Below are 24,532 nucleotides of genomic sequence, written 5' to 3'. Positions count from 1 at the left end.
CCGTCCGACCCGCCGGTGCAGAGTGACTGCGAGGGGTACGGCGGCGAGGGGGTGACGCGGTGCGCAGCAGCAACCCGGTATTGAACCGGGTCGACGAGACCACGCGGCTACCGGGCCAGGGGGTCGGCGTCGCGGACGCGATGACCGTCGACGACGTGGTGGTCCGTACCGTCGGGCTGCTCCTGCTCACCGGCGTCACCGCGCTGATCTCCTGGATCTTCGTGCCGCCGGCGGTCTGGGCGCCCTTCGCGCTCGCCGGCACCGCCCTGGCGGCGATCGTGCTGGCCCTGGTCATCTCCCTGCGCGCGATCACCAACCCGATACCCATGATCGCGTACGCGGTGATCGAGGGGCTCCTGCTCGGTGTGGCGAGCCGGGCGTTCGAGCTGGTCTATCCGGGCATCGTGGCGATGGCGGTGGCCGGGACGTTCGGTGTCTTCCTCGGCATGGCGCTGCTCTACCGGGCGAGGCTGATCCGGGCCACGCCCCGGTTGGCGCGGCTGGTCATCGGCACCCTGCTCGGCGTCGTCGCGATCGGCCTGGTGAACCTGGTGGTCTACCTGGTCACCGGCCGGCAGGGCCTGGTCGTCTACAGCCTCACCGGCGAGGTCGGCGGGTGGGCGTACGGCTTCGCCATCATCGCGATCATCGCGGGCGCCTTCAGCTTCATCCTCGACTTCGACCTCATCGAACGCTCGGTCCGCGCCGGCCGGCCCCGCCGGTACGCCTGGCTCTGCGCCTTCGGGCTCCTCACCGGCCTGGTCTTCCTCTACTGGCAGCTGCTACGGCTGCTCAGCTACCTGCGCCGCTGAACCCGGCGACGCGCACCGCCACGGCGCCGGCCGGTCCGTAGACTCGGCGCGATGAGCGCAGCGGAGTTGGAACGGGCGGTACAGCTGCTGGTCCGTCAGGTCGGGCACTGGGAGCAGCCCCGGTGGGCGGCGACCGGGGAGACCGGCAACGTCTCCCGAGCGGACGTGGTGCACCGGTTGGTGCAGGAGGTCGCCAACCTCGGGGCCGACGCCGAGGGCGAGCCGCGCCACACGGTGCCCAGGCTGACGAAAGACCTGGCCCTGACCGACCAGCTCCGGGTGGTGGCCGCCGACCTCATCGCGGCCGGCGCGGCACCCGAGGTGCTCGCCCGGGCCGCCGCCGAGGTGACGGCGACCCGCAGCGCGCTCTGACCTTCCTCGGCGGCGGGCCGGCTCAGCCGAGCCGCTCGATCACCATGGCCATGCCCTGGCCGCCACCGACGCACATCGTCTCCAGCCCGACGGTCTTGTCGTGCCACTCGAGGGCGTTGAGCAGGGTGCCGGTGATCCGCGCGCCGGTCATCCCGAACGGGTGCCCGACGGCGATCGCGCCGCCCATCACGTTCAGCTTCTCCAGCGGGATGTCCAGCTGCCGGTACGAGGGGATCACCTGGGCGGCGAACGCCTCGTTGATCTCGACCAGGTCGACGTCGTCGATGGTCATCCCGGCCCGCTCGAGCGCCTGCCGGGACGCCTCCACCGGGCCGAGGCCCATGATCTCCGGAGAGAGCGCGGTGACCCCGGTGGAGACGATCCGGGCCAGCGGGGTGATGCCCAGGTCCCGAGCGCGCTGGGCGCTCATCACCACGACGGCCGCGGCGCCGTCGTTGAGCGGACAGCAGTTGCCGGCGGTGATCCGCCCGTCCGGCCGGAACACCGGCTTGAGCCCGGCCACCCCCTCCAGGGTGACCCCGGCGCGCGGGCCGTCGTCGATGCTGACCACCGTGCCGTCCGGAGTGGTCACCGGGGTGATCTCCCGGGCCCAGAAGCCGTCCGCGATGGCCTTCTCGGCGAGGTTCTGGCTGCGTACGCCGAACTCGTCCATGTCGGCGCGGGTCACGTCGTACACCTGGGCCAGGTTCTCCGCGGTCTGCCCCATGGCCAGGTAGATGTCGGGCAGTTCGCCGGACTCGCGCGGGTCGGTCCAGACCTCGGCGTCGCCCTGGGCCCGGGTCTTCGACCGGGCGCGGGCGGCGGCGAAGCGGGGGTTCTCCCATCCGCCGCCGACCAGCGCCTGCGCCTCCGGCGGCAGGCCGTCGGAGCTGCCCCGGGCGTACCGGGAGACGGTCTCCACGCCTGCGGAGACGAAGACGTCGCCCTCACCGGCCCGGATCGCGTGCATCGCCATCCGGGTGGTCTGCAGCGAGGAGGCGCAGTAGCGGGTGAGGGTCGCGCCGGGCAGACCGTCCAGGCCCATCAGGGTGGCGACCACCCGGGCCATGTTGAAGCCCTGCTCGCCGCCGGGGAGACCGCAACCGAGGTAGAGGTCGTCGATCTCGCCCGGGTCGAGTTCGGGGAGCTTGTCGAGGGCGGCCTGGACGATGGTCGCGGTCAGGTCGTCCGGGCGTACCTCACGCAGGGATCCCTTGTGGGCCCGGCCGATGGGGGAGCGGGCGGTGGCGACGATGACGGCGTCGCGGGACGACTCAGTCGGCATGGCGCAACGTTAACCCGCCGGTAACTTCGGGTGGAAGCCGGCGACGCAACGAGAAATGTCACTACCGGTCAGTGCGGTGATGCGACCGCCGCCGCCGCGGCGACCGCCGGCAGCAGCGCGTGCGCCCAGACCCGGTAACCGTCCGCCGAGGGGTGGTAACCGTCGTGACAGAGCGTCCCGGCGTCGGCCCGGAAGACCGGCCCGGTCTCGGTGGCCAGATCGACCACCTGGCCACCGGCGTCCAGCACGGCGGCCGTCTGGGCGCGGGCGATCCGCCGTCCCGACCAGCCGACCACCTGCCGCAGCGGCGGTGCGATGGCCCGGGCCGCGCCGAGATCCGGGCAGGTGCCGACCACGACCTCCACACCCGCCTCGCGCAGCCGATGCACGGCAGCGGCCAGGTAAGCCGCCGCCTCGGCGGGTCGGCGCAGCCCGGTGGCGTCGTTCGCCCCGATGAGGATCAGCGCCACGTCGGGCCGCCTGCCCAGCAGGGCCCGGGCAACCTGGGTGGCGAGGTCGGTCGAGCGGGAGCCGCTGACCCCGACGCTGGAGAGGTGCACCAGCCGGCCGGTCGGCCCCTCGGCGAGCAGGTTCGCCAGTTGGCCGCCGATCGTGTCGTCGAGCCGGTCGACGCCGACGCCCAGGGCGGACGAGTCGCCGAGCAGAACCAGCCGCAGCGGCGGCGCGCCGGTCCGGCCGACCGTCGCGCGCAGGGCCAGCCCGAGTTCGGGCTCGGCGTAACGCCGGTGCCGGGCGATGAACGCCTCGCCGGCCAGCACGGCGGCGCCCCCCACCGTGCCCGCGACCAGGGTGAGCAGCGCCGCGCGGCCGAGCCGCCCGGCGAGCCTGGTGGCCAAGTCCCGCTCGCTCATGCCGCCGCCTCGCTGCGCTCGCCGCCGTCCTGAGGCACCACCGCGCTGTGCTGATGATTCGCTCGCTTGCGCTCGCTCATGCCGCCGCCTCGCTGCGCTCGCCGCCGTCCTGAGGCACCACCGCGCTGTGCTGATGATTCGCTCGCTGCCGCTCGCTCATGCCGCCGCCTCGCTGCGCTCGCCGCCGTCCTGAGGCACCACCGCGCTGTGCTGATGATTCGCTCGCTTGCGCTCGCTCATGCCAGTCCCTCCACGGTGGGTGAGTCGGAGGCGGGACCGGACTGCGGCACCGCGCCGACCCCGAAGAAGGCCCGCCGGCGCAGCTGCGCCCACCGGCCGGCCGGCCCACGGTCGCGACCGCGGACCTGGGCGCCGCTGACCTCCGTGCCGGCGTGCCGGGCCGCCTCCTGCGCGGCCTCCGGCAGTGACCGTACGCCCCGACCGAGGACCGCCGCTGCCCGCGGCTCCTGCCCGACGCCGAGCACGGAGAGCACCGTCGGCAGCAGCGCGGCCGCGGCCATGGCGTACCCCTCGGCCGAGGGGTGGAACCGGTCCCAGGCGAACATCCGGGCCGGTTCGGCGGCGAACCGGGGACCGAGCAGGTCGCCGAGGGAGACCGTACGGCCACCCGCCTCGACCACGGCGACCGTCTGAGCGGCGGCGAGCTGCCGGCTCCACCGTCGCGCCAGCCAGCGCAGCGGCGGCTGGATGGGCTGGATCGCCCCGAGATCCGGGCAGGTGCCCACGACCACCTCGCAGCCGCCGGCGCGCAGCGTCTGGACGGCCTCGACCAGGTAGCGCACGGCCAACGCGGGCGGGGTGCGGTTGGTGACGTCGTTGCCGCCGATGAGGATCACCGCGATGTCGGGCTGGCACTCCAGCGCGGCGTCGACCTGGTGCTTCAGGCCGGCCGAGATCGCCCCGACCACGGCGAAGCGGCGCAACCGCACCTGTCGCCGGGACCGGCGGGACAGGCCGGTGGCGAGCAGCGCCCCGGGCGTCTCCCGGCGGCGGTGCACGCCGTAGCCGGCGGCCGAGGAGTCACCGAGCACCACCATGGTGAGCGGCGGCCCGGGGAACTTCGCGCCGTAGACGCCGTCACAGCGGGGTGGCGGCGCCTCGGCCATCGGAATGATGCGCCGGGCCTGCCGGGCCTGACCGAGCAACACTCCTGCGGTGGCGACCACGGCCGCCGCTGTGGCACCCGTGCCGATCGCCGTGAGGCGGGCGATCTGCCGAGCGCGCTGCCAGCGCGGACGAACCGGTACGACGGAGCCAGCCACCCCCATACCGCGACAGTATCGCGCCGCCCCGACAGCGCGCTGTCGTCGTGCGGGCAGACGAACCTGGGGCAGGTACGACCGTTCTGGGTACCTCCTGTGCGGGGCCGCCGGTCGGCCCGTCCGAGCCGGGCCCTTGCGTCGAGGCGACATGCTGCTCGCGGGAAGGAGCACGAGGATGGCGAAGAACTTGAAGCGGAGCGCGGCCTTCGCGGCCCTGGCGCGGGCCCTGGCGAGCGGAGCGCGCGGCGGCCCGTCGGTCGGTGCCCGGCTGGCCGCACTGCCCCGGATGATCCGGGCGACGGCGCGCCGGGAGTACGACGGCGGCCTCCGGCTGGCCCTGATGGCCGCCGCCACGGCGTACATCGCCTCGCCGATCGACCTGGTTCCGGAGATCCCGCTGGCGGTCTTCGGGCTGGCCGACGACGCGGTCCTGGTCGCCTGGCTGGCCGGCAGCGTGCTCGCCGAGACGGAGCGGTTCCTGGAGTGGGAGACGCGTCGTAGCCAGGTCATCCCTGGGCATGTGGCGCCCTGACGGCACGTACCCTGGGCGCTGGGAATCCGCCCAGCTGCCCGGCCGCCCCGACGCCGGCGCCGAGGAGAAGGAACATCTAGGTGCAGTACTACGACAACGTCGTCGACATGATCGGCAACACCCCGCTGGTGCGCCTGCGCAACGTCACCGAGGGCATCCAGGCCACGGTGCTGGCGAAGGTGGAGTACCTCAACCCGGGCGGTTCGGTGAAGGACCGTATCGCGCTGCGGATGGTGGAGGACGCGGAGGCGGCCGGGCTGCTCAAGCCGGGCGGCACGATCGTCGAGCCGACCAGCGGCAACACCGGTGTCGGGCTGGCCCTCGTGGCGCAGCTCAAGGGCTACCGCTGCGTCTTCGTCTGCCCGGACAAGGTCAGCCAGGACAAGCAGGACGTGCTGCGGGCGTACGGCGCCGAGGTCGTGGTCTGCCCGACGGCGGTCGCCCCGGAGGACCCGCGCTCCTACTACAACGTCTCCAACCGGCTGGCCCGTGAGATCCCGGGCGCCTGGAAGCCCGACCAGTACAGCAACCCGGCGAACCCGCGGTCGCACTACGAGAGCACGGGTCCGGAGGTGTGGCGGCAGACCGAGGGTCAGCTCACGCACTTCGTCGCCGGGGTGGGCACCGGCGGCACCATCTCCGGCATCGGCCGCTACCTGAAGGAGGCCTCCGAGGGGCGGGTGCGGGTGGTCGGCGCCGACCCGGAGGGCTCGGTCTACTCGGGCGGCACCGGCCGGCCGTACCTCGTCGAGGGAGTCGGTGAGGACTTCTGGCCGGAGACGTACGACCGCGGCGTCGCCGACGAGATCGTCGAGGTCTCCGACAAGGCGTCGTTCGAGATGACCCGGCGGCTGGCCCGCGAGGAGGGGCTGCTGGTCGGCGGCTCCTGCGGGATGGCCGTGGTGGCCGCCCTGGAGGTGGCCCGCAAGGCCGGCCCGGACGACGTCGTCGTGGTGCTCCTGCCCGACGGCGGCCGGGGCTACCTGTCCAAGATCTTCAACGACGCGTGGATGGCCCGGTACGGCTTCCTGGACAACTCGGGCGCCGAGCCGACCGTGGCGGACGCGCTGGCCAGCAAGCCGGGGGCGCTGCCCGAGCTGGTGCACGTGCACCCGACCGAGACGGTCCGCGACGCGATCGACTACATGCGCGAGTACGGCGTCTCCCAGCTGCCGGTGCTCAAGGCCGAGCCGCCGGTCGTCACCGGTGAGGTGGCCGGCTCGATCGCCGAGAAGGACCTGCTGGACGCGCTCTTCACCGGCCAGGCGCACCTGCACGACACGATCGAGCGGCACATGGCCGCGCCGCTGCCGATGATCGGCGGTGGCCAGCCGGTGAGCGAGGCGGTCGGCCTGCTGGAGAAGTCCGACGCCGCGCTGGTGCTGGTCGACGGCAAGCCGAAGGGCGTGCTGACCCGACAGGACCTGCTCGCCCACCTCGGCGCCCGCTGACCGAGGCGACGACCCGGCGGCATCAAGATCCGCGCAACTTCGGGGAAGTAGTGGCCTCACGCCGAGCGGAGGCACTTACCCCACCGAAGTTGCGCGGATCTTCGTGGCTAGAGCGCGCGGGCGTACCGGAGCTGCGCGGTGACCGCGGAACCGATCAACTCCTCGCGCTCGACGCCCGTCGGCGACCAGCCACCCCGCTCGTAGAAGCGCCGGGCCGAGGCGTTCTCCGCGAGGACCCAGAGCACCGCCCGCCGCCGGCCGCACTTCCGCATGGTGGCCAGCGCGTCGATCATCAGCTCCCGGCCCGTCCCGCGGCCCCGCTCGGCCGGGTCGAGGTGGATCGCGTTCAGCAGCCCGGTCGCCGGGTCGCCTTCGTCGTCCGGGCCCAGGTAGGTGAAGCCGAGAAGCTCGCCGTCCCGCTCGGCCACGGTCATCAGGTGGTCGTCGCGTTCCCAGCCCCACCGCTCGACCCAGTAGCGGCCCATCGCCTCCGCCGTCGGCTCGGCCAGCGCCTCGGCCGGCAGGAACGAGGAGTACGCGGCGACGCGGGAGCGCCGGTGCAGCGCGCCGACCGCCATCAGGTCGTCGGTGGTCGCCGGGCGAAGGGTGACGGTCACCGGGCCGAGGCTACCCGCGGCGGGGAGGAACCTGAACGGTGGCGAGATCCTCGGCGATCACCAGGTCGCCGTCGAAGTGCGCCCGCGCCTCGTCGAGGAACCGGCGCGGGTCGGCGTAACGCTGGGAGAAGTGGGTGAGCACCAGCGTGCGTACGCCCGACTCGGTCGCCACCCGGGCGGCCTGACCCGCGGTGAGGTGGCCGACCTCGGCGGCGAGCGCGGTCTCCGACTCCAGGAAGGTCGACTCGATGACGAGCAGGTCGGCCTGCTCCGCCAGGGCGTACACCCCGTCGCAGAGACCGGTGTCCATCACGAAGGCGAACCGCTGCCCCGGTCGGGGCACGCTCACCTCGTCCCGCGTGACGCGGCGTCCGTCCAGGTCCAGGTGTCCGGCGCGGATCAGCTCCCCGACCGCCGGACCGTTGACGCCGTACGCGGCCAGCTTCTCCGGCAGCATCCGGCAGCCGTCCGGCTCGACCAGCCGGTAGCCGTACGTCTCGATGGGGTGGCGCAGTCGGCGGGCCTCCAACGTGCCGCAGCCCAGCTCGATCCGCTGCCCGTCGGCCTCGATCGGCTCGACCCGCAGCTCGGCGGTCTCGTAGAAGCTCGTGGCGTGGCGCAGCCGGGCGAAGTACTCGGCCCCACCGGCCGGGAAGTGCACCGCCACCGGATGCGGCACCCGGTCCAGGGAGAGCCGCTGGATGGTGCCGGGCAGCCCCAGGCAGTGGTCGCCGTGGAAGTGGGTGACGCAGATGCGGGTCAGGTCGGTCGCGGTGACAGTGGTGTGCAGCAGCTGCCGCTGGCTGCCCTCGCCCGGGTCGAAGAGGATCACCTCGTCGTCCCAGCGCAGCACGTACCCGTTGTGGTTGCGCGACCGGGTCGGCGCCTGGCTGGCCGTCCCGAGCACCACCAGCTCGCGCATCGACACGGCGTACCCCTTCGCTGCATATGAAGCGACCCCCGGGGCGTCCGCGCTTGCGCGCGGGCCGGCTGGACTGGGCCGGCGCCCCGGGGGTCGGGTGGCTGTCGTGGTTTCGCCGCACCGCTGCCACACGGTCTCGACGATGGTGCAGTGCCCGCCTCGCGACGGACGTGATCACTGTCGAGGACAGCGGCTAGCGGACAGCCACCTCACGAGTCCGATTGCTATACAAGTCTGGACCACCTCCTTTCGCGTGTACGGCCACGCTATCGACTCCCCGCGCGGCTCGGCAACGGATTTCGATCACATGCCGGCCGGGAATGCGCGCCCTCACTCATCACCGGGGTTCGGGCTGCCGCCCGAACCGTCGGACCTCCTGGGGCCAGCCGCAGGCTTCCGCGATCTTGCCGGCCCACATCCGGGCCGTTTCCTCGTCGGCCACGTCCACCACGGTCAGCCCGCCCAGCCACTCCTTGGTCTCGACGTAGGGCCCGTCGGTGAACATCAACGTGCCGCTCGTGGCGTCGGCACTGAAGACGGGGCCGTCCTCTTCCAGGCCCCCGGCGAACACGTACGCCCCGGCCGCCTTGATCTCGTCCACGACCGCCGCGGCGAGTGGCCCACGCCCACGAAACCACTCCTCAGTGTGGTCGCCCACCCACTGCTGGTTGAAGTAGATGAGGTACTCGGCCATGTCTGCTCCCTCGTCTCGGGCGGACCCTCTGTTCGCCCCATCTTCGCTACGAACGGCGTCGGGCCGATGCGACACCTCGGGCCGGAGATTTCCACGTCGATGTTGGCGGGGAAGGGTGGTGCGCATCCTGGGCGACGCCGACCGGGCAGGTCATACCGTTCGGGTCGTGGTTGCAGTAGCCGTTCGGGTTCTTCGACTCTGGCGGACGATGTGGTACTTCGTAAGACCCGGAGATGGCTCAGCCCGGGCGGTTCACCGTTGATGCGATCATGCGGACGTGGATGTTGCCGAGATCCGGGCCGCGTTCGAGGACGTATTCGATCAAGCCATCGTGTTCCACGGCTTCGCCGACCATATGCGTGACTACGACGTCTTCATCTACGCCACCGCCGACCCCCACACCGGAATCGCGCCCAAGCACCTGAGGTACCGGTTCAAGTACTGCGTCCGGGCCGTGGCCACCTCCGCCGTACCGCCCGCCGTCTGGAAAGAATCACTCGACGAGCGGCTCGTTGATTATGAACAGGGCGTTGACCTCGACGGATACGTGTGGGGCGTCAAGTGGCAGGAGTTGTACCCGGGTATGAGACTGCTGACCGACTCGCCCGACGCGGAGCGGTGGTCACAAGATCTAGATCTCCCGTTGCACGAAGCCGTCATCGGGACGAACGGCCACAACGTCTCCCTGGTCTTCTCGGACCTGGCCGTCGACACGGTCGACGTCGGGTTCGCACCTTTCGTTGTGACTGAAAGGGGGACCGGACTTCAAGGTCCCCCTTTCTAGGTCGCGATGTGGGCTAGTGCGTACCGCTGACCCGGGCCACTCCGACCGGGCAGCTGAGACCGTTTGGGCCGTGGTTGCAGTAGCCGTTCGGGTTCTTCGTCGGGGCAAGGTACTGCTGGTGGTAATCCTCCGCCAGGTAGTACGTGCCGAGCCGGTCGATCTCCGTGGTGATCTCACCCTTGCCGGCGCGGGCCACGATCGGCGCAAACGCGTCGCGGGACGCGGTCGCGGTGGCCAGCTGCTCGTCGGTGGTCGCGTAGATCGCCGACCGGTACTGGGTGCCCACGTCGTTGCCCTGGCGCATGCCCTGGGTCGGGTCGTGGTTCTCCCAGAAGACCTTCAGCAGGTCCTCGTAGGTGATCTTCGAGGGGTCGTAGACCACCTCGACCGCCTCGGCGTGGCCGGTCCTACCCGAACAGACCTCCTCGTACGTCGGGTTCGGCGTGTAGCCGCCCGCGTAGCCGGCGGAGGTGGTGATGACGCCGGGCAGGGTCCAGAACAGCCGCTCGGCTCCCCAGAAGCACCCCATGCCGAAGACGGCGACCTGGCTGCCCTCGGGGAAGGGGCCCTTCAGGGGAGTACCGAGGACCTCGTGCCGGTCGGCCACCGGCATCGCGATCAGGCGGCCCGGCAAGGCCTGGTCGGCGGAGATCATCTCGGCCTTCATGCGGCGCAGGAACACAGTGGGACTCCTCTCATGGCTTTCCCAGCACGTGCAACACCGCGGGGTGCCCCATCCTTACCCGCTGCGCCTCGGCTCACCCGGTGGCGAGCGCGGCGGCGATCCGGTCGGCGTACTCCTGCGCCTCGGCGTCGTCCGAGTAGCGGGTGCGCGGCCAGAAGAAGCCGCGCAGGCCGTCGCCCTTGGTCCGGGGAATGACGTGGGTGTGCAGGTGCGGCACGGATTGGGACACCTTGTTGTTGATCGCCACGAAGGTCCCACCGGCGCCCAGACCGGCCTCGACCGCCACCGCGAGCCGCCGGACAAGGGCGAAGTACCCGGGCAGCGACTCCGGCGGCAGGTCGGCGAGCGTCACCAGGTGGGGACGCGGCACTACCAGCACGTGCCCCTTGAAGACCGGCCGGGTGTCCAGGAAAGCCACCCCGTCGGCCTCGTCGGTCACCCGCATCGCGGGCAGCTCACCCGACACGATCCCGCAGAAGACGCAGCCCGCCATCCGGCCAGGCTATGCCGGGCCCGCCGGTGGGATCAGGCCGGGTCGAGCGATCTCGACCAGCCGGCGGTGCAGGGTGTCGATCAGGCGGTGGCGAGCTCGGGCAGCCGCCGTTCCCAGAGCGAGATCAGTCGCCGGGCGGTCAGCCGGCGCATCCGTGGCCAGTCTCGACGCAGCAGTTCCGAGTTGACGTAGCGGGAGATGTCCTCGCGCTGGCCGCAGTCCATCAAAGTCCGATAAAGCGTCAGCCGCTGCCGTGGGTCACCGACGTCGAATCTGCTGAGGCCGGACCAGGCCAGTCGTACCGGAAGCTCGACCCGGCCGTGCTCGGGACCGGCCAGCTCCGCGAGCGAGGCCGGAATGCGATCGGCCGCACCGATCAGGCGGGAGGGGAGGGCGGTCGAGGTCACCGGGCCCTTATCGCCGACCGGTAGGAGAGCGCGCGGACGCGACGCGCTGGGTTGCGCCCGGTCGGCGGGGCCGGCGGACTAACGTCACGGGAATGAGTCACGGCTTCGAGACGCTCGCCATCCACGCCGGCCAGGACCCCGAGGCCCGCACCGGCGCGGTGATCCCACCCATCTACCAGACCAGCACGTACGCGCAGGACGCGGTCGGCGCGCCGCGGCTCGGCTACGAGTACAGCCGCTCGGGCAACCCGACCCGGGACGCGCTCCAGGACTGCCTGGCGGCGCTGGAGGCCGGCCAGGTCGGGCTCGCCTTCGCCAGCGGTCTGGCGGCCGAGGACACCCTCCTGCGTGCCGTCTGCGAGCCCGGTTCCCACGTGGTGATCCCCGACGACGCGTACGGGGGCACGTACCGTCTCTTCGCCCGGGTCCAGCAGCGCTGGGGCCTGGAGTTCACGCCGGCCAAGGTCTCCGACCCGGACGCGGTCCGCGCCGCGATCCGTCCCGGCAGCACCAAGCTCGTCTGGGTGGAGACGCCCACCAACCCGCTGCTCGGCATCGCCGACATCGCCACCCTGGCCGCCGTCGCGCACGACGCGGGGGCGCTGCTGGTCGTCGACAACACGTTCGCCTCGCCGTACCTGCAGCAGCCGATCACGCTCGGCGCCGATGTGGTGGTGCACTCCACGACGAAGTACGTCGGCGGGCACTCCGACGTGGTCGGCGGCGCGCTGGTCACCGCCGACGCCGGGCTGGGTGAGGAGCTGCGCTACCACCAGAACGCGATGGGCGCCGTCAACGGCCCGTTCGACGCCTGGCTCACCCTGCGGGGCATCAAGACCCTCGGGGTACGGATGGACCGGCACTGCGACAACGCCGAGCGGCTCGCCGCGTACCTGGACGGGCACGCGAAGGTGGCGCAGGTGATCTACCCGGGGCTGCCCTCGCACCCGGGCCACGAGGTCGCGGCGAAGCAGATGCGCCGGTTCGGCGGCATGATCTCGTTCCGGGCGGCGGGCGGTGAGGAACACGCCGTCGAGATCTGCAATCGGGCCAAGTTGTTCGTGCTCGCCGAGTCGCTCGGCGGGGTGGAATCGCTGATCGAGCACCCGGGCCGGATGACACACGCAAGTGCTGCGGGCTCACCGCTTGAAGTTCCCGGCGATCTCGTGCGACTGTCTGTCGGCATCGAGACGGTCGACGACCTGCTCGCCGATCTGGAGCAGGCGCTGGGCTGACCGCTGGCTGGGGAGGGTGGCCGTGCAGGACATCATGCCGACCTGGGTCGGGGCGACCGCCAAGCAGGTCGCCCGGGGCGTACGGCGGGGTGACGTCTCCGCCACCCAGGTAGTCGCGGACCACCTCGACCACATCGCGCGGGCCGACGCCGACCTCGCCGCGTTCCGCGTCCTACGCGGCGGGGAGGCGATCACCGAGGCGGAGAAGGTCGACGAGGAGGAGGATCTCGCCAACCTTCCGCTGGCCGGGGTGCCGGTGGCGGTGAAGGAGAACACCCCCGTCGCCGGCCTGCCCACCTGGAACGGGTCGGCCGCGGTGCGTACGCCGGTGGCCGAGGCCGACCACGAGGTGGTCCGCCGGCTGCGCGGGGCCGGCGCGGTGATCCTCGGGGTGACCCGGATGCCGGAGCTCGGCCTCTGGGCGCTCACCGACGACGAGACGGCGGTGACCCGCAACCCGTGGGACACCCGACGTACTCCGGGCGGCTCCTCCGGTGGCGCGGCGGCCGCGGTCGCGGCGGGGCTGGTGCCGATGGCGCACGGCAACGACGGTCTCGGCTCGATCCGTATCCCCGCCGCCTGCTGCGGCCTGGTCGGGCTGAAGCCCGGCCGTGGGGTCATCCCGTCCCAGCTCGGTGCGGACGACTGGTTCGGGCTCGCCGAGCACGGCGTGCTGACCACCACCGTCGCCGACGCGGCGGTGGGTTTCTCGGTGCTGGCCGGGCGGCGTCCGGAGAAGCTGGTGCCGCCCCAGCGGCTGCGCGTCGGCGTCTCGCTCCGCTCGCCGGTGCGCGGTGTGTCGCCGGACGCGCCGAACCGGGACGCGGTCGCCGCGGCGGGGCGGTTGCTGGCCGCCGCCGGCCACGACACCGTGCCGGCCGACCCGGTCTACCCGACCCGGCTCGGCCTTCAGGGGATCGCCACCTGGTTCGCGGCGGCCGCCGCCGACGTGCGGGCCAGCGGGGTCGACCGGCGCAGCCTTCAGCAGCGCAGCCGCCGGCACGTCGCGCTCGGCGAGTGGGCGCAGCGACGGGGGTACGTGCGGGAGGCCGACCGGGCCGCCTGGCGGGTCCGCTCCGTCGGCTTCTTCAGCGACCACTCGATCGACCTGCTGCTCACCCCGGCGCTGGCCGCTCCGCCGCCGGAGGCGGCCGGCTGGTCGTCGCGCTCGTGGCGGGCCAACATGGCGGCCAACATCCGGTACGCCCCGTTCGCCGCGCCCTGGAACATCGCCGGCCTGCCGTCGATCGTGGTGCCGGTGGGGCGCCGTCCGGACGGGCTGCCGGTCGCCGTGCAGCTGATCGGGCCGCCCGGCTCGGAGCTGCTGCTGCTCGGCGTCGCCGGGCAGTTCGAGATGGAGTCGCCGTGGCCCCGGCACGCCCCCGGCTACCCCCGGGTCGGTACGGGGTCACCCGCAGTCGCGTGATCGTTCGAGCCGGCCGGCGGCGCTGACCTTCCCGGGCGTCGCCGCCGGGAGCCAAACCGGCGGGTGGCACGATCGGGGCATGACGGAACTGGTCGGTCTCGCCGACGTACGGGCCGCGCGGGAACTGCTCGCCGGCGTCACCCGCACCACCCCGCTGGAGCCCTCCCGGCCGCTGAGCGCCGCGCTCGGCGGTCCGACCTGGCTCAAATGTGAGAACCTGCAGCGGGCCGGGTCGTACAAGGTGCGCGGCGCGTACGTCCGGATCTCCAGGTTGTCGGCGGAGGAGCGCGCCCAGGGGGTGGTCGCGGCGAGCGCCGGCAACCACGCCCAGGGGGTGGCGCTCGCCGCCGGCCTGGTGGGGACGCACGCCACGGTCTTCATGCCGGTGAACGCGCCGCTGCCGAAGGTGGCGGCCACCAAGGGGTACGGGGCGCAGGTCGAGCTGATCGGCAACACGGTCGACGAGTCGTTGGTGGCGGCGCAGACGTTCGCCGAACGGACCGGGGCGGTCTTCATCCACCCGTTCGACCACCGGGACGTGATCGCCGGCCAGGGCACGGTGGCGCTGGAGATCCTCGAGCAGTGCCCGGACGTCAAGACGATCATCACCGGGGTCGGCGGTGGTGGCCTGGTCTCGGGGATCGCGGTGGCCGCCAAGGCGCTGCGTCCGGACGTACGGGTGATCGGGGTGCAGGCGACCGGCGCGGCCGCTTACCCGCCCTCCCTGGTCGCGGGGGAGCCGGTGCGGCTGCCGGCGTTCAGCACCATCGCCGACGGCATCGCCGTGGGGCGGCCCGGTGACCTCACCTTCACGCACGTGCGCAAGCTGGTGGACGAGGTGGTCACCGTCTCCGAGGAGGACATCTCCCGGGCGCTGCTGATGCTCCTGGAGCGTGGCAAGCAGGTGGTCGAGCCGGCCGGGGCGGTCGGTGTGGCGGCGCTGCTGGCCGGTGTGGTGCAGGTGGAGGCGCCGGTGGTCGCGGTGCTCTCCGGCGGCAACATCGACCCGCTGCTGATGATGCGGGTGATCGAGCACGGCCTGGCCGCCGCCGGCCGCTATCTGCGCTTCACGGTGCGCTGCTCGGACCGTCCCGGTCAGCTCGCCTCGCTGCTCGGTGAGATCGCCGAGCACCGGGCGAACGTGGTGGACGTGGTGCATCAGCGTGCCCACCCGCACCTGCACCTCGGCGAGGTGGAGGTGGCGCTCTCGGTGGAGACCCGCGGTGTGGAGCATTCGGACACTCTGATCAGTGCGCTGCGGGCGAGCGGTTACCAGGTGGTCTTCGCCGGCGAGGCGTGAGCATCAGGTGCTCCGTGCCGACGAGGCGTGACACCTGTCGGTGTCACGCCTCGCAGGACGGTACGCAGGGGCCGGCCGGCCCGGGGGTCAGCCGCCGAACGGCTCGAACTTGACCACGGTCACCTTGATGTCGGCCCCGCTGGGCGCCGTGTAGGTGCAGGTCTGCCCGGCGCGACCGCCGAGGATGGCCTTGCCGAGCGCCGACTCCGGACTGTAGACGGTCAGGTCGGTGGTGGACGAGATCTCGCGGGAACCGAGCAGGAACGTCTCGGTGTCGTCCTTGTCGTCGTCGAAGTAGATGGTGACCACCATGCCGGGCGTCACCGCGTCGGCGGAAGGCGCCTCGCCGACCTTCGCGGTGCGCAGCAGCTCCTGGAGGTAGCGGATGCGCCCCTCGGCCTTGCCCTGCTCCTCACGGGCGGCGTGGTAGCCGCCGTTCTCGCGCAGGTCGCCCTCCTCGCGCCGGGCGTTGATCTCGGCGGCGATGACCGGGCGGTTGGCGATCATCTCGTCGAGCTCGGCCTGGAGGCGGTCGTAAGCGTCCTGCGACAGCCAGGTGGCGGGCGCCTCGTTGCCAGTGGACACAGGCGGTCTCCTCAGTTGTGCGGGGCTGGACGACAGGTGAATCTCCAAGTTACCAGTGCGATACGACACGAGGTGGCCACGAACACCACCGGCGGATCGCCTCGGCAGGTGGTTGCGAGGATGGTCCTCCGTCGGCCCGTGCGCTGCGCGTCAGCCGCGTACGGGCTGGTCAGGCAGGGGCCTCGGGGAGTGGCGAGACCCTCGGCCGGCCCCCGGGCGAGGGCCGTCAGCGGCGGGTCGGCGACGCGGTCAGGCCGGCGGGCGGCAGCGCAGCACCTCGCCGATGAAGGCCCGTCCGGTGGTCGTCATCCGGTGCTGGACGGTGACGTGCCGTTGCCCGGGCGCCGCGGTCACGGTGGTCTGCTCGCGGGCCACCTCGTTGCCGGCCCGGTCGCGGGCACGCAGCAGGCAGACCGCCGAGCCGCCGGAGGGCACGGTCACCCGGAAGTCGAGCCGTAGCTGATTGTCGGTTATGTCCGTGTACGTGATGACCTGGGCGTCGTAGTTCGGATCGCCGTACTGGCGGTAGAGACGTACCGAGATCACGCTGAGCGCGGCCAGTAGGACGACCAGCGCCGCGATGGCCGGAACCTTCGAGCGGCGACGGCCCGGCTCCCGGCGGCGGCCGTACCGTCCGGCGGGGAACACCGGTGCTTCCGGGGCAACTGTGGTGTGCGTCTCGCTCACCGGCGGGTATCTCCTGGCGTCGTTGTCAGTGGCATCAGCAAGAATGGCTCAGTCCATCCTCCCAGCCCGGCCCGGCGTCAAGCATGGCAGGTCGGCCACCGGAGGTGACCGTCCGGTGTCATCGGGCGGAGGATCATGGCAGGTCACCGGCCTTCGGGGCCGACCGGCCGCCCCAGACGAGGAGTGCCGACGTTGGCAGAACAGCTACGCCTCATGGCCGTCCACGCACACCCGGACGACGAGTCCAGCAAGGGTGCCGCCACCATGGCCAAGTACGTCGCCGAGGGCGTGGAGGTCCTCGTCGCGACCTGCACCGGCGGTGAGCGCGGCAGCGTGCTCAATCCGAAGCTCGACCAACCCGACGTCTGGGCCAACATCGCGGAGATCCGCCGCGGCGAGATGGACGCGGCGCGCGCGATCCTCGGCGTCGAGCAGGCGTGGCTCGGCTTCGTCGACTCGGGCCTGCCCGAGGGCGACCCGCTGCCGCCGCTGCCCGGGGGGTGCTTCGCGCTCCAGGACGTCGAGGTGGCCGCGGGGCCCCTGGTGCGGCTGATGCGCGAGTTCCGCCCGCACGTGGTCACCACGTACGACGAGCGGGGCGGCTACCCCCACCCCGACCACATCATGTGCCACAACATCAGCGTCGAGGCCTTCGCGGCCGCCGGTGACGCCGCGCGCTACCCCGAGCTCGGCGAGCCCTGGCAGCCGCTCAAGCTCTACTACGACATCGGCTTCTCCAAGGCGAAGATCATGGCGCTGCACGAGGCGGTGCTCGCCGCCGGGCTGGAGTCGCCCTACCAGGACTGGCTCAAGCGCTGGGAGGAGAACCCGGACGAGCAGCGTCCGGAGATCACCACTCGGGTGCCCTGCGCGCAGTACTTCCCGGTCCGCGACGACGCGCTGCGCGCCCACGCCACCCAGGTCGACCCGGACGGCTTCTTCTTCCGGGTGCCCATGGAGATCCAGCAGAACGCCTGGCCGACCGAGGACTTCCACCTGGCGCGCTCGCTGGTCGAGAGCCAGCTGCCCGAGTCGGACCTCTTCGCCGGAGTACGCGGGACGGCGCATGCCCGCTGATCTGGGACGGCGTTACGCTGGTGGGCAACCGCACATCGGAGGAACGCCATGCTGACCGCTGCCCAGGTGCTCGCGGAGAACAACTTCGGGGACACCCGCACGGGTGGCCTGGCCGGCCCGATGGGTCTGCTCCTGATCCTGGTGCTGGGCACCGCCACCGTCCTGCTGATCCGCAACATGAACGCTCGGCTGCGCCGACTGCCCGATCGGTTCCCGCAACAGGGTCCGGTGGGCGATCCGGGCAAGGCGGACGCGGTGGCCGTCGATCCGACGGACGGGAGTGAGGAACAGGATTCATCCCCGGAGGCTCCCACCGGGCACCAGCAGCGCCGAAACGGGTAGTCCGAGCGTGAATCACGCCGAACCCGGCGGTCGACCCCTGTTGCGGCCACCGGGTTTGGCTTAGCCTCTCGCCGGGGGGACCACGCGTCCCCGAACCGTGCGCGGGAGGGGGCGCCGATGACCGTCACAGCAGCGGCTGCCCGTCGTACCGGGTGCGCACCGGGCCGCGGAGCGGGTCGGTGACCTCCGGCCAGGCCGGCGAGCAGGCCGACCGGCTCGGGCTGCGCGGCAACCCGCCCCGGGTGCTCGTGCTCACGGCGGCGGTCACCGTGACAGCTCTCGTGGCCGCGGTGGTCGGTCTGACGCTGCCGCACCGCCTGCCCGTCGACGATCCGCTCCCCGCCCCCGCCCGCTACGGCATCGCCGTCGCCGTACTCGCCCTCGCCCAGCTGGCCCGGCTGCGCTTCCGTGCGCCGGCCGGCATGGTGAGCATCAGCTGGGGCGAGGCGGCACTGATCATCTGCCTCTACCTGGTGCCCGCCGGCTGGATCCCGTCCGCCACCCTGATCGGCGCCGGACTCGCCTGGTCCGCGCTCTCGGCCTACGGCGAACGGCGGCCGGTGCTGGAGACCGTCCGGATCGCGGCGTCGTTGTCGGCCGCGTCCGCGCTCGCCGTGGCGGTCACCACCACCCTCGGGCACCCGCTGCTCGCCACCCCGACGCCCGGGCTCTCCGCCGCCATGATCGCCGGCGCGGTGACGTACCTGCTCGTCACCGCCTGGCTCAGCGGGGTCACGCTCGGCCTGCGGCTCGGCGTGCCGATCGGGCCCCCGCTGCTGGCCGCGCTCCGCGGCAAGCTACTGATGTTCGTCGGCAACGTGGCGGTCGGCCTGGTCGTGGTGGTGCTCCTGCACGTCGACGCGCGTTGGCTGCTGCTCCTCCCGCCACCGCTCTGGCTGCTCCAGCAGACCTACCGGCACCGGCTCCGGGCCGACCAGGAGCAGCGCACCTGGCGGACGTTCGCCGAGTCCACCGCCGCCCTCAACCAGCTCGACGAGCGGGGGGTGGCGGGCGCGGCGGTCGCCGGCGCGCTCGCCCTCTTCCACGCCGAGCTGGTCGACGTCGACGTGGCCCGTGCAGACGGGAGCTGGTGGCGCTACCGGGGCGACGCGGCGGGTGGTCTCGTCGACCGGGAGGTCGCCGAACCCGGGCCCGCGGAGCCCGAGGAGCACGAGCTCGTCCGTCCGCTCGCCGTCGGCGACCTGCCGGTCGGGCGGCTGCGGGTCCGGTTCCCCCGGTCGGCGCCGCCCGTCGGGCGCGACCGGGACGCGGTGGCCGCGTTCGGTGACGCGCTCGCCGCCGCGCTGCACGATGCGGCGACGCACCGCGAGCTGCGTCAGGTCACCGCGCGGTCGTCGTACGAAGCGGTGCACGACCCGCTGACCGGCCTGGCGAACCGGGCGGCCCTTCTCAGCCGGGGAGACCAGACGCTGCGGCAGCTCGCGCACGACCACCCGGTGGCGCTTTTGCTGCTCGACATCGACCAGTTCAAGGAGGTCAACGACACCCTCGGGCACGTGGCCGGCGACCAGCTGCTGCGGCTCACCGCGAACCGGCTGGGCGCGCTCGCCCGCCCAGGGGACCTCCTCGGCCGGCTCGGCGGCGACGAGTTCGCGCTGCTGTTGACGTCGGTGCCGGTGGTCGGCGACCGGAACGCCCCGATGGCGTACGCCCTGCGTCAGGCGCGCGAGATCGCCGAGCGGCTGGCCGCGCCCACCGAGATCGCCGGGGTGCGGATGTCCGTCGAGGTCTCCGTCGGCGTGGTCGTGGCCGACGCGGGCGCCGCCGACCTGACCGAGCTGCTGCGCCGGGCCGACATCGCCATGTACCAGGCCAAGGAGGGCGGCGGCAACGTCGCCGGGTACGACAGCACCCGCGACGCGGCGAGCACCGACCAGCTCGCCCTGCTCGCCGAGCTGCGCGAGGCGCTCGAGGTGGACGACCAGCTCGTCCTGGCGCTGCAACCGGCGGTGGACCTGGCCACCGGGGCGCCGACCGGGGTCGAGGCGTTGATCCGTTGGCGGCATCCGCGCCGCGGCTGGCTCAGCCCGGTCGAGTTCATCCGGCCGGTGGAGAACAGCGAACAGCTCGGCACCTTCACCCGGTACGTGCTGGACAAGGCGCTCGCGGTCGCCGCCGGCTGGGCCCGGGAGGGGCTGGACGTCCCGATCTCGGTGAACCTCTCCGCGCGCAGCCTGCTGGACCCTCGCCTGCCCGGTGAGATCGCCGAGGCCCTGCGCCGCCACCAGGTGCCGGCGCACCGGCTGGTGCTGGAGATCACCGAGACGGTGGTGATGAGCGAGCTGGAGGTCATCGACGAGGTGCTGGCCACCCTGCGGTCGATGGGGGTGCAGCTCGCCGTGGACGACTTCGGCACCGGTTTCTCGTCGCTGACGTTCCTCACCCGGATCGCGGTCGACGAGCTGAAGGTGGACCGCTCCTTCGTGATCCGGATGGCCGACTCGCCGGAGGCGGCGGCCATCGTACGGACCACCGTCGGTCTCGCGCACGAGCTGGGGCTACGGGTGGTGGCCGAGGGGGTGGAGACCGCCGAGCAGCGGCTGGCCCTGGCCGAGCTGGGCTGCACCGCGGCCCAGGGCTACCACTTCTTCAAGCCCATGCCGGCCGACAAGATCGGCGCGGTCCTCGGCACCCTGCTGGACGAGGCCCGCCCCAACGTCTTCCCGCTTCGGGCCGACGGCGCCTCCTAGCCCCCAGGTCGCCTGGTTATGGTCGTCAGGTGAATCGACTCGCCGACGCCACGAGCCCGTACCTGCTCCAGCACGCCGACAACCCGGTCGACTGGTGGCCCTGGTGCGAGGAGGCGTTCGCCGAGGCACGCCGCCGCGACGTGCCAGTGATCATCTCGGTGGGTTACGCCGCCTGCCACTGGTGCCACGTGATGGCGCACGAGTCGTTCGAGGACGACTCCGTCGCCGCCGTCATGAACGCCGACTTCGTCTCGATCAAGGTGGACCGGGAGGAGCGTCCGGACGTCGACGCGGTCTACATGACCGCCACGCAGGCCATGACCGGCCAGGGCGGCTGGCCGATGACCGTCTTCGCCACGCCCGACGGCACGCCGTTCTTCTGCGGCACCTACTTCCCGAAGCCGAACTTCCTCCGCCTGCTCCAGTCGGTCGCCGCCGCCTGGCGCGACCAGCGGGAGGAGGTGGTGCGCCAGGGCGCCGCGGTGGTCGAGGCGATCGGCGGCGCCCAGGCCGTGGGCGGTCCCACCGCGCCGCTGGAGGCCGACCTGCTCGACGCGGCGGCCGCACAGCTCGCCACGGAGTACGACGAGACGCACGGCGGGTTCGGCGGCGCGCCGAAGTTCCCGCCGCACATGAACCTGCTCTTCCTGCTCCGCCACCACCAGCGCACCGGCTCCGCGCGGAGTCTGGAGATCGTCCGGCACACCTGCGAGGCGATGGCTCGGGGCGGCATCTACGACCAACTGGCCGGTGGCTTCGCCCGCTACTCGGTGGACGCGCACTGGACCGTGCCGCACTTCGAGAAGATGCTCTACGACAACGCGCTGCTGCTGCGGGCGTACACCCAGCTCTGGCGGCTGACCGGAGACCGGCTGGCCCGGCGGGTGGCCCGGGACGTCGCCCGGTTCCTCGCCGACGAGCTGCACCGGCCGGGGGGAGGCTTCGCCTCCGCCCTCGACGCGGACACCCAGGGCGTCGAGGGCCTCACCTACGTCTGGACGCCGGAGCAGCTCGTCGAGGCGCTCGGGGAGGAGGACGGCCGCTGGGCCGCCGACCTGTTCGGTGTCACCGAGTCCGGCACCTTCGAGCACGGTGCCAGCGTGCTGAAGCTGGCCCGCGACGTGGACGACGCCGACCCGGAGATCCGTGCCCGCTGGCGGGGCGTCGTCGGTCGGCTGCTGGCGGCCCGGGACACGCGCCCGCAGCCGGCCCGGGACGACAAGGTGGTGGCGTCCTGGAACGGCTTGGCGGTCACCGCGCTCGCCGAGTTCCAGCAGGTCGCCAGGGTCTACGCGAACCCGGACGACGAGGACGTCAATCTGATGGACGGCGTCGTCATCGTGACCGACGGCGCGATGCGCGACACCGCCGAGCACCTGGCGACCGCGCACATCGTGGACGGGCGGCTGCGCCGCGTCTCCCGGGACGGCGTCGTCGGCGAGCCCGCGGGCGTCCTGGAGGACTACGGCTGCGTCGCCGAGGCGTTCTGCGCGATGCACCAGCTCACCGGGGAGGGGCGCTGGCTGGAGCTGGCCGGGCAGCTGCTCGACGTCGCGCTGGACCGGTTCGCCGCTCCGGGCGGTGGCTTCTACGACACCGCCGACGACGCCGAACGGCTGGTCACCAGGCCGGCGGACCCCACCGACAACGCCACCCCCTCCGGCCGCTCGGCGATCGTCGCGGCGCTGGTGGCGTACTCGGCGCTGACCGGCCAGCCGCGGTACCGGGAGGCGGCGGAGGCCGCGCTGGCCACCGTCGCGCCGATCGTCGCCCGGCACGCCCGCTTCACCGGGTACGCGGCGACGGTCGGCGAGGCGCTCGTCTCCGGGCCGTACGAGATCGCCGTGGTGACCGACCAGCCGGACGACGAGCCGCTGCTCTCGGCAGCACACCGGCACGCGCCGCCCGGGGCGGTGATCGTGGCGGGTCGCAGCGACCAGCCGGGGGTGCCGCTGCTCGCCGAGCGTCCCATGGTCGACGGACGGCCCACCGCGTACGCCTGCCGGGGTTTCGTCTGCGAGCGCCCCGTCAACGAGGTCGACGACCTGGTGGCGCAGCTCGGCCGGCGCTGAGCGAGGCCGGCCGGGCCGGACTGCCGGGGCTAGCAGGCTCCGGTGGCCTCCGGCCCGTCGCGGCGGCCGAACGTGCGATTCGCCATCCGGAGGCGGCCCTGAGCAGCCGCCCGGATAGGCTTGCGCCGCTATGGATTCCCGTACCGGTCTGCCTGTTGTCGGCATGGTGGGTGGTGGCCAGCTGGCCCGGATGACCCACCAGGCCGCGATCGCCCTCGGCCAGTCGCTGCACGTCCTCGCCCTGGCCCCGGACGACGGTGCCGCGCTGGTCGCCGCGGACGTGCAGTACGGCGATCACACCGATCTCGCGGCGCTGCGCACCTTCGCGAAGGGCTGCGACGTGGTCACCTTCGACCACGAGCACGTGCCGAACGAGCACATCCGCACCCTTGCGGCGGAGGGTGCGACGCTCTACCCGCCGGCCGACGCGCTGCGGTACGCCCAGGACAAGCGGGCGATGCGGGAGCGGCTGACGGAGCTGGGCGCTCCGGTGCCCGCCTGGCGGCCGATCGGCGAGCCGGACGAGCTGGTCTCCTTCGGTGCCGAGACGGGTTGGCCGGTGGTGCTCAAGGCCGCCCGCGGTGGGTACGACGGCCGGGGTGTCTGGATGGTGACCGACGCGGCGCAGGCCGCGGAGCTGGCGGCCACGCTGCTCGCCGGTGGCACCGAGTTGATCGTCGAGGAGCGGGTGCCGCTGCGACGGGAGCTGGCCGTCCAGGTGGCGCGCTCGCCGTTCGGGCAGGTCGCCGCGTACCCGGTCGTGGAGACCGTGCAGGTCGACGGCATCTGTGTGGAGGTGCTGGCCCCGGCGCCGGACCTGCCGGAGGACGTGGCGCTCGCCGCCCAGCAGCTCGCCATCGACCTGGCCACCTCGCTCGGCGTGGTGGGCCTGCTCGCGGTCGAGCTCTTCGAGGTGACCGACGCCTCGGGGCGGCCCGGCATCGTCGTCAACGAGCTGGCCATGCGGCCGCACAACTCCGGGCACTGGACCATCGAGGGTTCCCGTACGTCGCAGTTCGAGCAGCACCTGCGCGCGGTGCTCGACTACCCGATGGGGGACACCTCGCTGGCCGCGCCGGTGGTGGTCATGGCGAACGTGCTCGGCGGTGAGCCGGGCGGGATCTCCATCGACGAGCGGCTGCACCACCTCTTCGCCGCCGAGCCGGGCGCGAAGGTGCACCTCTACGGCAAGCAGGTCCGCCCGGGCCGCAAGATCGGACACGTCACGGTGCTCGGTGACGACCTGGACGACGTACGGGCACGCGCGGTACGCGCGGCGCGCTGGCTGCGCGAGGGTCGCGAGTGAGCGGACGGGCTTCCGATTCCGTCGATGAGAGGCAGAAGAGCGTGACCGCCGTCGGTTTGATCATGGGTAGTGACTCGGACTGGCCGACCATGAAGGCCGCCGCCGAGGTCCTCGACGAGTTCGGGGTCTCCTACGAGGTCGGCGTGGTCTCCGCCCACCGCACCCCGGTGAAGATGATCGAGTACGGCCAGGCCGCCGCCGGGCGGGGCCTGCAGGTGATCATCGCGGGGGCCGGCGGCGCCGCCGCTCTGCCCGGGATGGTCGCCTCGGTGACCCCGCTGCCGGTGATCGGTGTGCCGGTGCCGCTCACGCACCTGGACGGGATGGACTCGCTGCTCTCCATCGTCCAGATGCCGGCGGGCATCCCGGTCGCCACGGTGTCGATCGGCAACGCCCGCAACGCCGGCCTGCTCGCGGTCCGCATCCTCGGCGCCACCGACCTCGAACTGCGTGGGCGGATGGCCTCCTTCCAGGAGAACCTCGAGCAGATGATCAACGAGAAGGACGCGAAGCTGCAGGCCAGCCTCTCTTGACCCGCGCTGAGCCCTGCACCGGCCGAAGGCGGCGCAGGGCGTGCATCGG

General features: G+C 72.6%; 24 protein-coding genes and 1 pseudogene. 14 read left to right on the top strand and 11 right to left on the bottom strand.

Annotation, left to right across the window (positions count from 1 at the left end):
* Window positions 1-59: 59 nt before the first annotated feature.
* Entirely contained in the window at window positions 60-812 is a 753-nt protein-coding gene (locus tag D7147_RS00770) for a Bax inhibitor-1/YccA family protein (RefSeq protein WP_120673308.1), read from the top strand.
* Between the two features lie 51 nt (window positions 813-863).
* Window positions 864-1,184 carry a hypothetical protein gene (locus D7147_RS00765; protein WP_120673307.1) on the top strand — a complete coding sequence of 107 codons (321 nt, stop codon included), beginning with the start codon at window positions 864-866 and terminating at the stop codon, window positions 1,182-1,184.
* Window positions 1,185-1,206: 22 nt separating this feature from the next.
* On the opposite strand, the gene D7147_RS00760 is transcribed toward D7147_RS00765, so the two are convergent.
* The 3 genes and pseudogenes from D7147_RS00760 to D7147_RS00750 all read right to left on the bottom strand — a co-directional run bounded on the left by D7147_RS00760 (window position 1,207) and on the right by D7147_RS00750 (window position 4,630).
* Window positions 1,207-2,469 carry an acetyl-CoA C-acetyltransferase gene (locus D7147_RS00760; RefSeq protein ID WP_120673306.1) on the bottom strand — a complete coding sequence of 421 codons (1,263 nt, stop codon included), beginning with the start codon at window positions 2,467-2,469 and terminating at the stop codon, window positions 1,207-1,209.
* 68 nt (window positions 2,470-2,537) lie between these two features.
* A complete protein-coding gene (locus D7147_RS00755; protein WP_120673305.1) occupies window positions 2,538-3,341 on the bottom strand; it encodes an SGNH/GDSL hydrolase family protein in 804 nt (267 codons plus the stop codon).
* A 156-nt stretch (window positions 3,342-3,497) separates the two neighbouring features.
* Window positions 3,498-4,630: pseudogene (locus D7147_RS00750) on the bottom strand (SGNH/GDSL hydrolase family protein).
* A gap of 169 nt (window positions 4,631-4,799) precedes the next feature.
* On the opposite strand from D7147_RS00750, the gene D7147_RS00745 reads away from it, so the two are divergent.
* Window positions 4,800-5,156 (top strand): YkvA family protein, encoded by a 357-nt coding sequence (locus D7147_RS00745; RefSeq protein ID WP_120673303.1) that lies wholly within the window; start codon window positions 4,800-4,802, stop codon window positions 5,154-5,156.
* An 80-nt stretch (window positions 5,157-5,236) separates the two neighbouring features.
* Window positions 5,237-6,607 carry a cystathionine beta-synthase gene (locus D7147_RS00740; protein ID WP_120673302.1) on the top strand — a complete coding sequence of 457 codons (1,371 nt, stop codon included), beginning with the start codon at window positions 5,237-5,239 and terminating at the stop codon, window positions 6,605-6,607.
* Window positions 6,608-6,714: 107 nt separating this feature from the next.
* On the opposite strand, the gene D7147_RS00735 is transcribed toward D7147_RS00740, so the two are convergent.
* The 3 genes from D7147_RS00735 to D7147_RS00725 all read right to left on the bottom strand — a co-directional run bounded on the left by D7147_RS00735 (window position 6,715) and on the right by D7147_RS00725 (window position 8,840).
* A complete protein-coding gene (locus D7147_RS00735) occupies window positions 6,715-7,224 on the bottom strand; it encodes a GNAT family N-acetyltransferase (RefSeq protein WP_120673301.1) in 510 nt (169 codons plus the stop codon).
* Window positions 7,225-7,234: 10 nt separating this feature from the next.
* A complete protein-coding gene (locus tag D7147_RS00730) occupies window positions 7,235-8,152 on the bottom strand; it encodes a ribonuclease Z (protein ID WP_120673300.1) in 918 nt (305 codons plus the stop codon).
* Window positions 8,153-8,483: 331 nt separating this feature from the next.
* Window positions 8,484-8,840 (bottom strand): YciI family protein, encoded by a 357-nt coding sequence (locus tag D7147_RS00725; RefSeq protein WP_120673299.1) that lies wholly within the window; start codon window positions 8,838-8,840, stop codon window positions 8,484-8,486.
* A gap of 277 nt (window positions 8,841-9,117) precedes the next feature.
* On the opposite strand from D7147_RS00725, the gene D7147_RS00715 reads away from it, so the two are divergent.
* Entirely contained in the window at window positions 9,118-9,624 is a 507-nt protein-coding gene (locus tag D7147_RS00715) for a YxiG-like protein (RefSeq protein ID WP_120673298.1), read from the top strand.
* 13 nt (window positions 9,625-9,637) lie between these two features.
* Here D7147_RS00715 and msrA read toward each other — a convergent pair whose 3' ends face one another.
* The 3 genes from msrA to D7147_RS00700 form a co-directional block, all read right to left on the bottom strand.
* The gene (msrA, locus tag D7147_RS00710; protein WP_120673297.1) at window positions 9,638-10,306 is read right to left on the bottom strand and encodes a peptide-methionine (S)-S-oxide reductase MsrA; all 669 of its coding nucleotides are present in this window, start codon (window positions 10,304-10,306) and stop codon (window positions 9,638-9,640) included.
* A 76-nt stretch (window positions 10,307-10,382) separates the two neighbouring features.
* Entirely contained in the window at window positions 10,383-10,802 is a 420-nt protein-coding gene (locus D7147_RS00705) for an HIT family protein (protein WP_120673296.1), read from the bottom strand.
* Between the two features lie 80 nt (window positions 10,803-10,882).
* On the bottom strand, window positions 10,883-11,209 hold the full coding sequence (locus tag D7147_RS00700; protein WP_120673295.1) for a hypothetical protein: 327 nt from the start codon (window positions 11,207-11,209) through the stop codon (window positions 10,883-10,885).
* 92 nt (window positions 11,210-11,301) lie between these two features.
* Between D7147_RS00700 and D7147_RS00695 the strand changes: the two genes are divergently transcribed.
* The 3 genes from D7147_RS00695 to ilvA all read left to right on the top strand — a co-directional run bounded on the left by D7147_RS00695 (window position 11,302) and on the right by ilvA (window position 15,170).
* A complete protein-coding gene (locus D7147_RS00695; protein WP_120673294.1) occupies window positions 11,302-12,444 on the top strand; it encodes a cystathionine gamma-synthase in 1,143 nt (380 codons plus the stop codon).
* Between the two features lie 16 nt (window positions 12,445-12,460).
* Entirely contained in the window at window positions 12,461-13,870 is a 1,410-nt protein-coding gene (locus tag D7147_RS00690; RefSeq protein ID WP_120673293.1) for an amidase, read from the top strand.
* 79 nt (window positions 13,871-13,949) lie between these two features.
* A complete protein-coding gene (gene ilvA / locus D7147_RS00685; RefSeq protein WP_120673292.1) occupies window positions 13,950-15,170 on the top strand; it encodes a threonine ammonia-lyase in 1,221 nt (406 codons plus the stop codon).
* An 87-nt stretch (window positions 15,171-15,257) separates the two neighbouring features.
* Here the strand turns inward: ilvA and greA are convergent, their stop codons facing one another.
* Both greA and D7147_RS00675 read right to left on the bottom strand, forming a co-directional pair.
* Entirely contained in the window at window positions 15,258-15,755 is a 498-nt protein-coding gene (gene greA, locus D7147_RS00680; RefSeq protein WP_120673291.1) for a transcription elongation factor GreA, read from the bottom strand.
* A gap of 249 nt (window positions 15,756-16,004) precedes the next feature.
* Entirely contained in the window at window positions 16,005-16,442 is a 438-nt protein-coding gene (locus tag D7147_RS00675) for a DUF4307 domain-containing protein (RefSeq protein WP_120673290.1), read from the bottom strand.
* A gap of 192 nt (window positions 16,443-16,634) precedes the next feature.
* On the opposite strand from D7147_RS00675, the gene mca reads away from it, so the two are divergent.
* From mca to purE, 6 genes are all read left to right on the top strand, one after another.
* On the top strand, window positions 16,635-17,519 hold the full coding sequence (gene mca / locus D7147_RS00670; RefSeq protein ID WP_120673911.1) for a mycothiol conjugate amidase Mca: 885 nt from the start codon (window positions 16,635-16,637) through the stop codon (window positions 17,517-17,519).
* Window positions 17,520-17,567: 48 nt separating this feature from the next.
* Window positions 17,568-17,861, top strand: a complete 294-nt coding sequence (locus tag D7147_RS00665) for a hypothetical protein (RefSeq protein WP_120673289.1) — start codon at window positions 17,568-17,570, stop codon at window positions 17,859-17,861.
* 221 nt (window positions 17,862-18,082) lie between these two features.
* On the top strand, window positions 18,083-20,572 hold the full coding sequence (locus tag D7147_RS00660) for a putative bifunctional diguanylate cyclase/phosphodiesterase (RefSeq protein WP_233562903.1): 2,490 nt from the start codon (window positions 18,083-18,085) through the stop codon (window positions 20,570-20,572).
* Between the two features lie 29 nt (window positions 20,573-20,601).
* Window positions 20,602-22,644, top strand: coding sequence for a thioredoxin domain-containing protein (locus tag D7147_RS00655; RefSeq protein WP_120673288.1), 2,043 nt, complete (start codon window positions 20,602-20,604; stop codon window positions 22,642-22,644).
* A gap of 130 nt (window positions 22,645-22,774) precedes the next feature.
* Window positions 22,775-23,950, top strand: coding sequence for a 5-(carboxyamino)imidazole ribonucleotide synthase (locus D7147_RS00650; RefSeq protein WP_120673287.1), 1,176 nt, complete (start codon window positions 22,775-22,777; stop codon window positions 23,948-23,950).
* 41 nt (window positions 23,951-23,991) lie between these two features.
* Complete coding sequence (gene purE, locus D7147_RS00645) at window positions 23,992-24,483, top strand: 5-(carboxyamino)imidazole ribonucleotide mutase (protein ID WP_120673286.1); 492 nt, start codon at window positions 23,992-23,994, stop codon at window positions 24,481-24,483.
* Window positions 24,484-24,532: the final 49 nt, after the last annotated feature.

The sequence above is a fragment of the Micromonospora musae genome, assembly GCF_003626545.1.
Classification (GTDB): Bacteria; Actinomycetota; Actinomycetes; order Mycobacteriales; family Micromonosporaceae; genus Micromonospora; species Micromonospora musae.
Note: the sequence above shows the minus strand (reverse complement) of the source record. Positions and strands in the feature narration are given on the sequence as shown.

Excerpts from the sequence above, each read along its gene's own strand:
- D7147_RS00650 (WP_120673287.1), top strand. The coding sequence starts at position 22,775 with ATGGATTCCCGTACCGGTCTGCCTGTTGTCGGCATGGTGGGTGGTGGC.
- D7147_RS00755 (WP_120673305.1), bottom strand. The coding sequence starts at position 3,341 with ATGAGCGAGCGGGACTTGGCCACCAGGCTCGCCGGGCGGCTCGGCCGC.
- D7147_RS00705 (WP_120673296.1), bottom strand. The coding sequence starts at position 10,802 with ATGGCGGGCTGCGTCTTCTGCGGGATCGTGTCGGGTGAGCTGCCCGCG.
- D7147_RS00765 (WP_120673307.1), top strand. The coding sequence starts at position 864 with ATGAGCGCAGCGGAGTTGGAACGGGCGGTACAGCTGCTGGTCCGTCAG.
- D7147_RS00760 (WP_120673306.1), bottom strand. The coding sequence starts at position 2,469 with ATGCCGACTGAGTCGTCCCGCGACGCCGTCATCGTCGCCACCGCCCGC.
- ilvA (WP_120673292.1), top strand. The coding sequence starts at position 13,950 with ATGACGGAACTGGTCGGTCTCGCCGACGTACGGGCCGCGCGGGAACTG.
- D7147_RS00665 (WP_120673289.1), top strand. The coding sequence starts at position 17,568 with ATGCTGACCGCTGCCCAGGTGCTCGCGGAGAACAACTTCGGGGACACC.
- D7147_RS00745 (WP_120673303.1), top strand. The coding sequence starts at position 4,800 with ATGGCGAAGAACTTGAAGCGGAGCGCGGCCTTCGCGGCCCTGGCGCGG.
- D7147_RS00725 (WP_120673299.1), bottom strand. The coding sequence starts at position 8,840 with ATGGCCGAGTACCTCATCTACTTCAACCAGCAGTGGGTGGGCGACCAC.
- D7147_RS00695 (WP_120673294.1), top strand. The coding sequence starts at position 11,302 with ATGAGTCACGGCTTCGAGACGCTCGCCATCCACGCCGGCCAGGACCCC.